Annotated in this window: 11 protein-coding genes and 1 riboswitch; of the genes, 5 read left to right on the forward strand and 6 right to left on the reverse strand. The window is 43.4% G+C overall.

Going from position 1 to position 13,665, the window contains the following annotated elements; translation table 11 throughout:
- Positions 1-46: 46 nt before the first annotated feature.
- Entirely contained in the window at positions 47-295 is a 249-nt protein-coding gene (locus ACXABW_RS05155) for a YciN family protein (protein ID WP_252030248.1), read from the reverse strand.
- Between the two features lie 383 nt (positions 296-678).
- Here ACXABW_RS05155 and topA point away from each other — a divergent pair, with 383 nt between their 5' ends.
- The 5 genes from topA to ACXABW_RS05180 all read left to right on the forward strand — a co-directional run bounded on the left by topA (position 679) and on the right by ACXABW_RS05180 (position 9,181).
- Positions 679-3,312, forward strand: a complete 2,634-nt coding sequence (gene topA, locus ACXABW_RS05160; RefSeq protein ID WP_457524337.1) for a type I DNA topoisomerase — start codon at positions 679-681, stop codon at positions 3,310-3,312.
- A 157-nt stretch (positions 3,313-3,469) separates the two neighbouring features.
- On the forward strand, positions 3,470-5,104 hold the full coding sequence (locus ACXABW_RS05165) for a GGDEF domain-containing protein (RefSeq protein WP_457524339.1): 1,635 nt from the start codon (positions 3,470-3,472) through the stop codon (positions 5,102-5,104).
- Between the two features lie 383 nt (positions 5,105-5,487).
- Complete coding sequence (gene glgC, locus ACXABW_RS05170) at positions 5,488-6,705, forward strand: glucose-1-phosphate adenylyltransferase (protein WP_252030251.1); 1,218 nt, start codon at positions 5,488-5,490, stop codon at positions 6,703-6,705.
- Positions 6,695-8,155: a glycogen synthase GlgA gene (glgA, locus tag ACXABW_RS05175; protein ID WP_457524341.1), complete on the forward strand. Its 1,461-nt coding sequence runs from the start codon at positions 6,695-6,697 to the stop codon at positions 8,153-8,155. Before glgC ends, glgA begins: the two co-directional genes overlap by 11 nt.
- A gap of 228 nt (positions 8,156-8,383) precedes the next feature.
- Positions 8,384-9,181 (forward strand): alpha/beta fold hydrolase, encoded by a 798-nt coding sequence (locus ACXABW_RS05180; RefSeq protein WP_252030253.1) that lies wholly within the window; start codon positions 8,384-8,386, stop codon positions 9,179-9,181.
- Positions 9,182-9,442: 261 nt separating this feature from the next.
- Here the strand turns inward: ACXABW_RS05180 and ACXABW_RS05185 are convergent, their stop codons facing one another.
- The 5 genes from ACXABW_RS05185 to torD all read right to left on the reverse strand — a co-directional run bounded on the left by ACXABW_RS05185 (position 9,443) and on the right by torD (position 13,561).
- Complete coding sequence (locus ACXABW_RS05185; protein ID WP_252030254.1) at positions 9,443-9,772, reverse strand: putative signal transducing protein; 330 nt, start codon at positions 9,770-9,772, stop codon at positions 9,443-9,445.
- Complete coding sequence (locus ACXABW_RS05190; RefSeq protein WP_457524343.1) at positions 9,772-10,464, reverse strand: TVP38/TMEM64 family protein; 693 nt, start codon at positions 10,462-10,464, stop codon at positions 9,772-9,774. Before ACXABW_RS05190 ends, ACXABW_RS05185 begins: the two co-directional genes overlap by 1 nt.
- Before the next feature lie 211 nt (positions 10,465-10,675).
- Positions 10,676-11,266, reverse strand: coding sequence for a TfoX/Sxy family DNA transformation protein (locus ACXABW_RS05195; RefSeq protein ID WP_265688335.1), 591 nt, complete (start codon positions 11,264-11,266; stop codon positions 10,676-10,678).
- Positions 11,267-11,378: 112 nt separating this feature from the next.
- Positions 11,379-11,465: riboswitch (cyclic di-GMP riboswitch) on the reverse strand.
- 148 nt (positions 11,466-11,613) lie between these two features.
- The gene (gene purR / locus ACXABW_RS05200; RefSeq protein WP_252030786.1) at positions 11,614-12,621 is read right to left on the reverse strand and encodes an HTH-type transcriptional repressor PurR; all 1,008 of its coding nucleotides are present in this window, start codon (positions 12,619-12,621) and stop codon (positions 11,614-11,616) included.
- 292 nt (positions 12,622-12,913) lie between these two features.
- On the reverse strand, positions 12,914-13,561 hold the full coding sequence (gene torD, locus ACXABW_RS05205) for a molecular chaperone TorD (RefSeq protein ID WP_457524345.1): 648 nt from the start codon (positions 13,559-13,561) through the stop codon (positions 12,914-12,916).
- Between the last annotated feature and the right edge of the window lie 104 nt (positions 13,562-13,665).

Genomic DNA, 13,665 nt, shown 5'->3' on the forward strand with positions numbered 1-13,665 from the left:
CCTCATGGCGCTCTTTACGCACTGATTGCATGGGCTTCGGGCTGTATTAATCATCTAGCGTGAATTCTTTAGAAAGGTGGTGTGCCAGGTATTTGAACATATTGAAAACAGCGGTTGTATTCGCTGTGGGCAAACCTTGATCATCTAGGAAATATTCACCTTTAAACACTAATACACCGTCTTTTTCTTCAACGGCATCTGCTCTCATACCTTCTATGTAGTCATCGTGTTCTTGGATGATTTGGTTAGCAATAAGTAGCAGGTCAAAGCTAGAGATGGCCTTTTTCTCACTCATGTGGGATTCCTAACGGTTATTTTTAAACTGCGAATATGCGTAAGGTGTGGAGTGTTACGCATTGATTGCATAGTGTAGGGTGCCCAAACGGAAATTCAATCTTTAATAATGCAAAGACATTTTGTGACTTCCGGCATAAATTTCTATGCCGCGCTAGAAGCGGTGATGTTGGCACGTTTAGTATGTGGCACTTTCAGGCTAGCCACCAATTTCATGAGGTGAGTTCATTGTGAGAATTCGCCCAATTGTCGAGCAGTTGAATTTAATTTTTAAAAAAAGATATTGATCTTCTTGTAATCTCGCTCGATAGTAAAAAAGAAGCAATATTTAAGTACGTCATGCGATAAAAATCGCACCAGCGATTAAGGACATTTAAGTCAATTATGGGTAAATCTCTTGTTATCGTGGAGTCTCCTGCCAAGGCGAAAACAATTAATAAATATCTTGGTAAAGATTTCATAGTTAAATCCAGTGTCGGTCACGTCCGCGATCTTCCGACTGCGGGCCAAAGCACGGGCAAAAAAGCAGCAGCTGTTTCGACCAAAGGGTTAAGTGCTGAAGAAAAAGCGCGTATTAAGAAAGAGAAGGACCGCAAATCACTAATCAAGAAAATGGGTATCGACCCATTTCATGGTTGGGAAGCAAACTACCAAGTGCTTCCGGGTAAAGAAAAAGTCGTTGCAGAGCTACAGAAGCTCGCTAAAGATGCGGATAGCGTCTATCTCGCAACCGATTTGGATCGCGAGGGAGAGGCTATCGCTTGGCACCTTCGTGAGATCATCGGTGGCGATGAAGAGCGATACAAACGTGTAGTCTTCAACGAGATTACTAAGAATGCGATTCAGCAGGCTTTTGAAGCGCCTGGTGAATTAAACATGGATGGCGTAAATGCCCAGCAAGCCCGTCGCTTTATGGACCGAGTGGTAGGCTTTATGGTATCGCCGCTATTGTGGAAAAAAGTGGCTCGTGGTTTGTCTGCAGGTCGAGTTCAGTCGGTCGCGGTTAAATTGCTGGTCGAAAGAGAACGACAAATTAAAGCGTTCATCCCAGAAGAATTTTGGGACATTCACGCGAATACAGCGACAAAAGACAAAACCGACTTCCGTTTGCAAGTAGCGCAGAAAGATGGCGTGGCTTTCAAACCCGTAAACGAGGCGGAAACTAACTCGGCTATTAGCGTGTTAGAAAAAGCAGCGTACGAAGTATGCAAACGCGAAGATCGTCCTACATCGAGCAAGCCATCTGCACCATACATCACGTCGACGCTTCAGCAAGCAGCAAGCACGCGTTTAGGCTACGGCGTGAAAAAGACCATGATGTTAGCTCAACGTCTATATGAAGCGGGTTACATCACCTATATGCGTACTGACTCGACTAACTTGAGTTCAGAAGCTGTAGGTGCGGTTCGTGATTACATTGGTAGTGAATTTGGAGATGCTTACTTACCGGCTAAGGCGAATGTCTACGGTAGCAAAGAAGGAGCGCAAGAGGCACACGAAGCTATACGCCCTTCAAGTGTGGATGTAACGGCAGACGACCTACAAGGTATGGAAGCGGATGCTCACAAACTTTACTCGCTTATCTGGAATCAGTTTGTTGCTTGTCAGATGACGCCAGCAAAATACGACTCAACTACGGTAAGCGTCAAAGCTGCAGAATACACACTAAAAGCGAAAGGACGTATCCTTAAGTTTGATGGTTGGACTCGTGTACAGCGCCCACTGGGTAAAAACGAAGACCAAATTCTCCCAGCCGTTCAGGTTGGTGATACGCTAAGCCTTAAAGATCTCGAGCCAAAGCAACACTTCACTAAGCCACCTGCGCGCTTTACTGAAGCTGCATTGGTTAAAGAGCTTGAAAAGCGTGGTATTGGCCGCCCTTCTACGTATGCGTCAATCATTTCAACGATTCAAGACCGTGGCTACGTGAAAGTAGAACAACGTCGATTCTATGCTGAAAAAATGGGTGAGATCGTTACAGACCGCCTAGATGACAGCTTCGATGATTTGATGAACTATGACTTTACAGCCCGTATGGAAGAGAAGCTCGACCAGATTGCAGAAGGTGACGCAAACTGGAAAGGTGTGTTAGATGGTTTCTTTAGCGATTTCAGCGGCGATCTAGAAAAAGCGGAACAAGACGAAGAACATGGCGGTATGAAGCCAAATCATATCGTTGAGACTGATATCGAGTGTCCTACGTGTTCTCGCCCTATGGGGATTCGTACTGCATCTACAGGCGTATTTCTAGGTTGTTCAGGTTATGCACTGCCACCTAAAGAGCGTTGTAAGACGACAATTAACTTAGGTGACGAAGAAGGCATTATCAACGTTCTTGAAGAAGACGTTGAAACAGCAGCACTTAGAGCGAAAAAACGTTGTCCAATTTGTGAAACTGCGATGGACGCGTATCTGATTGACGATAAGCGTAAGATGCATGTGTGCGGTAATAACCCTAACTGTGACGGTTATGTGGTTGAGCACGGCGAGTTCAAAGTTAAAGGTTACGACGGCCCGTTGGTTGAGTGCGACAAGTGTGGTTCGGACATGGTTCTGAAGAATGGTCGATTCGGTAAATATATGGATTGTACTAGCGACGACTGTAAGAACACGCGTAAGATTTTGAAAAATGGCGAAGTCGCTCCTCCGAAAGAAGACCCTGTACACTTCCCTGAGCTTCCATGTGAAAACTCAGATGCTTACTTCGTATTGAGAGACGGCGCGTCAGGCCTATTTATGGCGGCGAGTAATTTCCCTAAATCGCGTGAGACTAGAGCACCATTAGTTGAGGAGTTGGTTAGATTTAAAGATCGAATCTCGCCAAAGTTCATGTACCTTACTGATGCACCAACGGAAGATCCAGATGGTCGTCCAACGGTGGTTCGATTCAGTCGTAAGACTAAAGAGAATTACGTGCGATCAGAAATAGATGGTAAACCATCTGGCTGGACGGGGTTATATGTTGACGGTAAGTGGGAAATTACCGATAAACGTAAGAAGCCAAAGAAAGAAGCGTAATCGCGAAAAAAGCAGCCAATAGGCTGCTTTTTTATTTGGTACTAAAGTATGACTTTCTCGGCGTAAATTAGACTTAATACGCAATTTGTCACTAGCTAGGTTTGACAATTAGACATAGGGTTTCTATTGGTTATTTAGTCAACACAAGTGGCTAGGTATGAAACTCGAACAAAAAATCGCATACGCGTTTATTGTAGCTACAGTAATCGCTATTTTTTCGACCCTGTCTTCCGTGCATTGGTTTGCTAAACAAATCTCTGCTGATTTACTGTGGAAGTACGGGCGAGTTGTATCAGCCTATGATGTTGATACTGTATTTTCTCCTATCGTTAAAGAAGTTGAGTTGGTGCGTGAGTTAGCTTCACATCCCAACATCATTTCGTGGGCCTATCACCCATATGATCCCGTCTATATTTCGGTTGCACAGGAAACTCTGGAAACCTACCGCTGGCGCTTCTCTTCCAACAATGCTTTTGTCGCGTTGGATACGAGTCGCGACTACTACTTCATCAGTACCGAATCAATTCGCACAGAAAGCATGTATCGGTATACCTTAGATGAAGCAAATCAAGGTGATAAATGGTTCTTTGCGCATAAACTTTCCAATCGAGAAGTCAGCTTGGGTGCCGATCACGATGATCACTTAGGACTCACTAAACTATGGGTTAACTTTAGCCTGATGCATGACGGTGAGTTTTTGGGAGTGATAGGCACTGGGTTGGCGCTTATGCCGATTGTTCATCAACTATACGATGAGCAATTCCAAGGTGTCGAAACTATGTTTGTCGACAGCGATCTCAAAGTACAGCTTCACCGGGAGTCGGGCACCTTTAACCAGCTGCCTGAGCGATCATTATCCGACTTTTTTAGTCAAAGTGATTACCAACAAGTGCTTGATCTAATGAACCAGCAGCGAGAAGGGAAGGAATCTAGTGCTCTGGTGGTCAGTAGGGGGGAAGGGTCATTTATCGTATCCATTGACTACATTAAAGATCTAAATTGGTATGAAGTGTCGTTTATCGATATCGGTTTATTACTCAAAGATCAGCTTCTTTACGCCGTTTATGCGTTTGCCTCGTTGGCAATCATTACCGTGTTTTGGGCGCTCTACCTTGTGGTTCTCAATGTCTATGTTCGCCCTGTGGAATCTTTGCGAGCGAGGCTCCAGAGTATTGAAGTCACACAACACCACAAAAATTCTGTTAAAGATATTGAGTCAAGTATTAGTCAGCTTGCAAAAGAGCTGCACGCGTATCGAAATGATATTGATAGCATCATTAAAGAGCGAACCGCAGCGATATCACTGCTGACTACGGTGGATAGCCAAACGGGTTTGTATAATCGTTTAGGGATGGAAAAAGAGATACTCCATGAGCTGGCTAGAGGAAAAAGAGAAAGCTCCCAATTTAGTCTTTTGTGGGTGGATGTTCAGATATTACAAATAGAGCAGATAGACCAAGCAATCACATTTGTTTCTAAGGCGATTAAAACCGCTATTCGTGAATATGATTCAGTCTGCCGTTGGGCAGACAACGAGTTCTTGATCTTAGTTCGAACCGACAATGAACAAGCATTGCATAATTTATCTGAGCGAATTAGAAAGGAATCGCAATGTCAGGCAGGAGACAGTATAGACTGTAATATCGCAATTGGTGGTGCAGTGATAGACCCTCACAGTACTTTAGGTGAGGCAATAGCGAAAGCAGATGGTGCTTTGTATTTAACAAAGAAATCGTCAAGTTCGGCCATTACCATTTGGTCACCAACGGGGATTGAACAACCTTCTAGCTGAACTATTTTGGATCAATAAATCTATTCATCCCTATTTATTAATATTATCAATTTCACCGCTTTCATACTGTCACGTGGATGTAACGGGCGTTTTATACAATCTGCCTTTCGATAAGTTGAATTTATTATCACTTTAATGTTCTTATTGTGTTAAAAGCTTGTTTTTCTCGACGGTCTTAATGTGACCAAAGCAATATAGTAAGAAAGTAATCAATGTTTACCCTACGGTATCGCATTTTTGAATTTGTAATCTTCTGACAAGCCGTTAAGTTATAGGAAACTGGTTGCGTTTTTCATTTCGCGCGGCTGGTTAGAGAAAGGAAAGGTAGTCCCCCAATAATTACTTTGAAGCTACCGATACAATATAAAAATATGGAGAATAAAATGGCTGGTGTTTTAGGAATGATCCTTGCTGGTGGAGAAGGCTCACGCCTTCGTCCTTTAACGGAATCTCGGAGTAAGCCGGCAGTGCCTTTTGGAGGCAGCTATCGCTTAATTGATTTCGCATTAAATAACTTCGTTAATGCGGATTTAATGAGGATTTACGTCCTAACTCAATTTAAATCCCAATCTTTGTTCCATCACATGAAGAAAGGCTGGAATATTAGCGGTATCACCGACCGCTTCATTGACCCTATCCCAGCGCAGATGCGCACAGGAAAACGTTGGTATGAAGGTACTGCGGACGCTATCTATCAAAACTTACGCTTTATGGAGCTGTCTGAACCGGACCAAGTTTGTATCTTTGGATCTGACCATATTTATAAAATGGACATCAAACAGATGCTGGACTTCCACAAAGAGAAAGAAGCATCCCTGACTGTATCAGCATTAAGAATGCCTTTATCCGAAGCGTCACAGTTTGGTGTTATCGAAGTCGATGTTGATGGCCGAATGATTGGTTTTGAAGAAAAACCAACCAATCCTAAGCCAATTCCAGGTGATAGCGAACATGCGTTAGTGTCAATGGGCAACTACATTTTTGAAGCTAAGACGCTATTCGCAGAGCTGATTGAAGACGCGGATAAAGAAGATTCTTCACACGACTTTGGTAAAGATATTATTCCAAACATGTTCCCACGTGGTGATGTGTTTGTTTACGACTTTAGCACCAACCGTATTACCGGTGAGCGTGAAGAAGTGTATTGGCGAGATGTAGGTACGATTGATGCGTACTGGCAAGCGCATATGGACTTATTAGAGAAAGATGCACCTTTCTCACTGTATAACCGTAAGTGGCCTTTGCACACTTACTACCCGCCACTTCCTCCTGCAACATTTACCGACTCAGTCAACGGTCGAGTTCAGATTATCGATAGCCTAGTGTGTAATGGCAGCTATGTTCGCGGATCAAGGATTGAAAAGTCAGTGCTTGGATTCCGTAGTAACATTGCTTCTGCCTGTGACATCAGCGAGTCCATTTTGTTAGGGGATGTGAAAGTTGGTGAAGGGTGTATACTGCGTCGAGTGATCGTTGATAAAAATGTCGATATAGCACCGGGTACGCAAATCGGTGTGAACCTCAAGGAAGATAAGAAGCACTTCCATGTTTCTGACGAGGGTATCGTTGTTATTCCTAAAGGAGCAAGAGTTGGCTACTAAGAATTTTTCTGTTCTATTTGTAGCGTCTGAGGTTGAAGGATTGATTAAAAGTGGTGGTTTAGCGGACGTGGCTAAAGCACTACCCGAAGCACTTCTTCACCTCGGGCAAGATGTTCGTATAGCACTTCCCGCATACAGTAAGATTCAAGGTATTGAAGACGCAGAAGTCGTACTCGACACTCAGCTAGAGAGTTGGCCACATACTGCTTACCGAGTTCGTAAGACACAGTCTGGAGATGTTCCAGCCTATGCGATTGAATGTGAGCAGTATTTTAATCGCTTAGAAATGTATGCTGAAAACAATTCCGCATACGCTGACAATGGTGAACGATTTGCATTTTTTAGTGCGGCTAGCTTAGACATGTTGCCTAAGTTGGGTTTTCAGCCAAATGTCATTCATGCCAATGATTGGCATACGGGGTTAGTACCGTTTTTACTGAAACACCGTTACAGTGAAGACTCGTTCTTCAAACCTATTCGCAGTGTCATCTCAATTCATAATGCGGTATTTAAAGGCGTATTTAGCTATGAAGAGTTGAACTGCTTACCAGAGTTTCATTCTCGACACGCGCCAGATGCTGCAGTGAGCGACACACACGTAACTATGCTTAAAGCTGGGGTTATGTGCGCTGACAAAATCAACGCCGTGAGTCCCACCTATGCTAAAGAGCTAACGACTCACTTGGGAAGTCATGGAATGGAGCGTGAGTTCAGCTCGCGTCAAGGGGACTTAGTCGGCATTCTTAACGGGTGTGACTATTCGGCTTGGTGTCCTGAAACAGATAGTTACCTGCCTAAAAACTATCGAGCGACTCATCAAAGTATGTTGCGTGGGAAAAAGGCTTGTAAACAAGCACTCCAGAGCGAAGTAGGGCTCCCGCTTGAAGATGTCGCTATGTATGGCATGGTTTGCCGTTTAACCAACCAAAAGGGCGTTCATTACTTACTGCCGATACTAGAAGAGTTCTTGAAAAATGACGTTCAGTTGGTGGTTGTTGGTACAGGTGACCCGGTACTTGCAAGTCAGTTGAAAGAGGTGGCAGCGATTCACTCTGACAAATTTGTGTTTGTTGAAGCGTATGACAATAAGCTAGCGCACTGGGTAGAAGCGGGCTCCGATTTCTTTCTAATGCCTTCTGAGTTCGAGCCATGCGGCCTTAACCAAATGTATAGTATGGCTTACGGCACATTGCCGATTGTTCGAGGTGTTGGTGGTCTAAAAGACAGCGTGGAGCATTATGACTCAAATAAGGAATCTGCCACAGGATTTGTTTTTAATGAACCTAGTGGAGATGCCTTGTTAAGAGTCATGCTACGTTCGCTACTACTGTACGCACAGCAACCTTCGGAAGTAAGGCGTATCCAGCTTCAAGCAATGGATAAGAAATTCAGTTGGACGGATGCAGCCAACCAGTACTTAGAGCTGTATTGCCAAAGTTTGGATTCATAGCATAACGATAAAAAGTATTTAAAAGGTGCACAGAGTGCACCTTTTTTATTGTGTGATTCAATGCAAATACATGCACACCGAATTCTATGTGCTGCAATCTCTTGTTACATTTAATGCTCAAAAGTGTACGAATTCGTCAATCTTTGACTTTTGGGGAATAGAATCGGCATCAAGTTATGGTAGTCTTCTAACCCTATTACCAAATTATAAATAACCACACTGAGAGTTATGTCTGATACCTTGCTATTTCACAAAACTTACCAGCACCCAACTAGCGATGAGTGGGTTGTGTTCGTGCATGGTGCGGGTGGTAGTTCATCGATTTGGTTTAAACAGATCAAAGCGTACAAAGAGCACTTTAATATTCTTCTCGTAGACCTTCGTGGCCATGGGAAGTCGAATCGATTACTACGTGAATTGATCTCAAATCAATATACCTTCAAAGCTGTCACTCAGGATATATTAAGAGTGCTCGATCACCTTAAAATTCGTTCAGCGCATTTTGTAGGAATGTCACTCGGCACCATTATTGTACGTAACCTTGCTGAAATCGCTTCTGAGCGGGTTAGAACCATGGTTCTTGGAGGCGCTGTGACACGTTTTAATACTCGTTCTCAAGTGCTGGTTAAGCTAGGTAACTTGAGTAAGCACATTATCCCTTACATGTGGTTGTACAGCTTGTTTGCTTACATTGTAATGCCACAGAAAAGCCAGCGTGAATCCCGACACTTGTTTATCCGTGAAGCCAAAAAGCTGTGTCAAAAAGAGTTTAAGCGCTGGTTTATCCTAACTTCAGAAGTTAACCCGTTGATGCGGTATTTCAAAGATAGAGAGTTACCTATTCCTACACTTTATCTGATGGGAGAAAGGGACTACATGTTTATACAACCCGTCAAAGAGATGGTCGCTGCGCACCAAGGTAGCGAGTTGTGTGAGTTACCGAATTGTGGCCACGTTTGTAACGTCGAACAGCCGGAAGCATTTAATCGAGTTTCCATCGAATTCATAAAAAAACACACTGCATAGGCAGTGTGTTTTTTTATTTACGAGGGTCTGTTGATCTTTCGTGATTAAGTTTTGTTCGAGATAAAATCGTTTTAGGCGAGGCGAAGACTGTGTAGCCTAGTCATTCTAAGCAAATAGTCTTCAACAAAGCATAAAACGATTTTAGCCGAACCCTTCGGGCAGCCTTTGTGGTTCATTTCTAAAGCCTTTGCCTTGTATGAACTTCCCACAAAGTGCTGCAAAAAACAGCTCGAAAGGTCAACAGACCCTAATCTAATTACTTTACTTGTTGCCGACCTTTTCCGCTTGAGGCGAGCCACATTTCCAACATGCTCCAAACTGCCCCTCATTGTCTTCTTGGCAGCTATTACACACCCAGGTGGCATAACTGGATGCTTCTTTGTTATGAAAGCCCTCTACGATTGATTTGGCTTTGCTAAGCTGCTCTGCTTCAAGAAGCCATACATATGGGGCAGAATCTTCTCCAAATGGCAATTCGCCCTGCAAACCAAATAACCCCTCTCCCCGAACTTCACAGGGAATGTTTTCTGCTCGTAAAAGTTCACACAAGATATGAGCTTGAACGGGATTGGAGGCAGTGAAGATATTCATTAAGCGTTTCCATTGTGTGCTTTAGGGGACACTTTGATTCTGGCCATGATCCATTTTGCGATAATAGGGAAAACACCGAGTAGGGCAAAAGAGATCAACACTGTTGGCGAAACAATACCTGATAGGCTGTCAATTTGGGCTAGTTGAGTACCAGCATTTAGATAAACTGCTGTGCCGGGTAGCATACCTAGCTGACTAACCAAGTAGAAGCGGCTAGTACGAATTGGGCTTAAGCCCATTAAAAGGTTAATCAAAAAGAAAGGGAATACGGGAATAAGCCTTAACGAAAATAGATAAAATGCGCCGTCTTTCTCTACACCATTGTTGATGACTTGCAGCTTCTCGCCAAACTTATTTTGTACCCAGTCACGCAATAGGTAACGTGAGCTTAAAAACGCGAGGGTAGCACCAATAGAACTGGCAAATGAAACCAGCAGTAGACTGGTCCAAAAACCGAATAATGCAGCGCCTAGCAGTGTGACGACAGCAGCTCCTGGAATTGAAAAAGCGGTGATGGCGACGTAAGCCAGAAAGTAGCTGATCGCTGCAATGAGGAAGTTTTGCTCAATAAAGCTACCTAAAGCTTCTTGCTGTGCTTTAGCGTTTTCAAGCGTGAAGTATTGACCAAAATTCATGGCCAAAATAATAATCAGTGCGACGAATACCACGCCAAATACTAGCTTTTTGTTCATTTTTTATTCTCCGACCTAAAGATACGTTGGCCGCTCTACCTGCTATGTCTTCTTAGTATAAAAGTAGATAAAGTACTTGCAGAGAGATTGGTGGCGAATTCTCGCCTAGTATCAAGAAACTGTTTGAATTAAGACAGGTTAAGTGGAAAGAAAATTTCAGCAGATACAAAAAAACCGGCACAGAGTGCCGGTTCTATGAACTTTTCTTGGGTTAGCTGAGTCGATTAGCCAACTCTTCACGACGCGATTGTGGAATGACTGACCAATGAGTCCCCTTAATTGCCCCTTCAAGTGCCCATAGAAGCTCTAAACCAACATCCGAAGTATGGGACTGCTTAATGGCTTTAAATGCTTCTACCGCGCCAGCTTCTTCCAATTGCTCAACAGACTCGATTCCTGCCTTCTTGAGCATCCTTTCGGTCGCTAGTCTTAGGTTTGGAAGATCTTTTAGTCGATTCGGTTTCGACTGAGCTTGAGACTCTTTTTCAACCTTTGCTGCTTTAAGAGCTGCAATGGCCTCATCGAGCGTAGCTTTTGGGTTTGCCTGCCAATCGTCTGGCAATGCGAAGTATTTTGTAACGACAGGGAATCCACGTTTCTTATATACATAAGGCTCGTAGCCTTGTCCTTTGTATTTTTTTGCGGCTGAATCGTCTGCTCGGATGTGCAACTTATCATTTACAACAAGAGCGAACATTGTCTCGTCAACAAAGATGCCGAAACCGCCAAACATTGAACGGGATTTTACACGGCCTAGTTGTTCAAACAGCCGCATTGAGTCTTTTAGTACTGGTTTGTCCATGCTGTATATTCTCGGTGTATGTGAATACGCCACCAAATCAGGTCCGAGAGGTTAGCAAAAAAATGCAGAAACTGTGTCAGTAAGGAGTAAAGTTGTGTATGCATAGTTTGCCATCGGCAACCCCGCTACCATAGCAAGTAAATGCCGTAGGCCGGAAGCTTTGCGTCCCAAACTTTCGAATGGTTTGCCCTGTGCGTGACTTCTAATTCAAGAGTAATTAAAAATCTGAATAAGTATCACATTTGGATGTTGTAAATGTGATATGTGTTCCATAAATAAGACTAAGCTATGCGCCTTGCGTATCTCTGAACTACCACGTAAAGCACATAGGTTATTAATCTTGCTAACTATTTAGTCAGGTCTTTTACGGTACTACGCTCAACAATCTCTGGATGCATTTCAAAGACACGCTTTTCGTGTTCTTTGTCTTTAATACGCTCTAGCAAGATCTCAAAGGCATTTTTACCCACGCGACGTTTCGGTTGGTGGACCGTTGTTAGCGGAGGAGAGAAGTACTCAGCAAGTTCGATATTGTCGTAACCAATAACAGACATATCTTCTGGTACTCGAATCCCTTTTTGTTGTAGACGGCTCATCAAGCCAAATGCCATGGTGTCATTGAAACAGAATACGGCAGTTGGTTTGTGGTCCATTGCTGCAATTTTATCTGCGGCAAGCACAGCGGTATCACACTCAAAGTTACCTTCTAAGATCCAATCTTCGTTAACCGATAGATTGGCTTCACCTAAAGCACGTTTGAATCCTTGGATACGTTCTTGGCAGGCTGCTTTCTCAAAGTGGCCACTTAGGCAAGCAATGTCTGTGTGACCACGATCGATAAGGTACTTAGTGGCTAAGTAGCCACCTTCTTCCGAATTATCGATAATTTTATCGGCTTGAGAGCTTTCAGGGCCCCAGTCCATGATTACTTTTGGAATATCGGCATGTCGATCCAACATTTCTAGTAGCTCTTCAGTTAAGTCAGAACACATGACCAAAATACCATCTACGCGCTTTTCAGCTAGCATGCGGATATAGTCACGCTGCTTTTCGTAAATGCCACCGGTGTTACACAAAATGAGCGTGTAGCCTTGGCGGTAACAGTAGCTTTCAACACCATCGATTACTTCCGAGAAGAATAGGTTAGTTGATTGAGTTACTAACATGCCGATGGTACGGGTCGTATTACATTTCAAGCTACGAGCAACGGCACTTGGAGCGTAGTTAAGCTCTTTAACTGCTTCCATCACTTTTTCTTGGGTTGCTTCAGCAACAAAGCGAGTTTTGTTGATTACATGGGAAACAGTGGTAGTTGATACGCCAGCTAAGCGAGCAACATCTTTAATTGTGGCCATAAGGTTCTGTCCTATTGAGAACTGCTGCATATACTGGCTTACCCCTTGGCTCACCGCAGCAATCATTATTGTCAGCTCCTAGTTAATGGTTACATCAAAGTAGTAAAAACACAAAAACCGCTTTTAGCCAGCGGTTCGTATTTCTACCCAGGAAACTGAGTCAATTTCATTTTTAATCGTTTGCGGTCACGATTCTAGACCTCAAACGTGGCGCAAGCAATGAAAAAACCGTCAATAGCAGTGATCTATCACTACAATTGACGATTTTGTCGCTAGCTAGGGAGTGGTGAAATTACTCGCCGGCGAGGTAGTGGCAATCTAGCTCTAGGAAAGACACTAATAGAGATGCTACCGCAGCGTAGAAGCCGAATTCATCGAGTGACTGACACTTGGTCGAAAATTGTGGAACCCAAGAAAGGATCTTTTCTCGGATGAACTTTTCTTGTTCGAGCAGTGCATCATCAAGGTGCTGTTCTTGTTCAAGTTCGTTAGAGCGAATAATCAAGTTACCAAGGAAGTCTAATTCGATCGCAATGTGATCTGCTGGCTCGTTAAGTGAAGCGCTGACAGCAATACTATGTTCAGCCATTAATGACGCCATTTCTTTGGCGGGCTCGTCATTCAATAGACCCGATTTACCGATGTACATAGACGCATAAGGCAAAGCGGATTCTTTGTCTGATTTCAAAAATAGGTCGCAGAAATCTGCAGAGAGCTCTAACTGTGCGTCTTCACGGTCATTTAGACGGTTGAGCGCGTCAGTCATCTTGTCGATAGACGGTTTTAGAGTTTCATTTTCACCAAGCCCTGCGAGGAAAGAGCGAATTTCTGGGGTTTGATACTGTTCAATATCCGTTTCGGTCAGTTCTTTAGCAAATAAGCTAGATAGCCACCAGTATATTTCAGCTCTTTTTTCGTTAAATGCTTTTGTTTCTTGCATTGTTTTAGCTCCAATTCGAGGTATGTCTTTAGTTTAACTAATAAAGATGAATAGCGGTAACTACATGTGTGAATAAAAATAGAGAGATATAGTGAGATATGAAT

This window comes from Vibrio paucivorans (assembly GCF_054053395.1).

Coding starts and splice junctions, on each gene's coding strand:
- ACXABW_RS05155 (WP_252030248.1), bottom strand. CDS start 295: ATGAGTGAGAAAAAGGCCATCTCTAGCTTTGACCTGCTACTTATTGCT.
- topA (WP_457524337.1), top strand. CDS start 679: ATGGGTAAATCTCTTGTTATCGTGGAGTCTCCTGCCAAGGCGAAAACA.
- ACXABW_RS05165 (WP_457524339.1), top strand. CDS start 3,470: ATGAAACTCGAACAAAAAATCGCATACGCGTTTATTGTAGCTACAGTA.
- glgC (WP_252030251.1), top strand. CDS start 5,488: ATGGCTGGTGTTTTAGGAATGATCCTTGCTGGTGGAGAAGGCTCACGC.
- ACXABW_RS05180 (WP_252030253.1), top strand. CDS start 8,384: ATGTCTGATACCTTGCTATTTCACAAAACTTACCAGCACCCAACTAGC.
- ACXABW_RS05185 (WP_252030254.1), bottom strand. CDS start 9,772: ATGAATATCTTCACTGCCTCCAATCCCGTTCAAGCTCATATCTTGTGT.
- ACXABW_RS05190 (WP_457524343.1), bottom strand. CDS start 10,464: ATGAACAAAAAGCTAGTATTTGGCGTGGTATTCGTCGCACTGATTATT.
- ACXABW_RS05195 (WP_265688335.1), bottom strand. CDS start 11,266: ATGGACAAACCAGTACTAAAAGACTCAATGCGGCTGTTTGAACAACTA.
- purR (WP_252030786.1), bottom strand. CDS start 12,621: ATGGCCACAATTAAAGATGTTGCTCGCTTAGCTGGCGTATCAACTACC.
- torD (WP_457524345.1), bottom strand. CDS start 13,561: ATGCAAGAAACAAAAGCATTTAACGAAAAAAGAGCTGAAATATACTGG.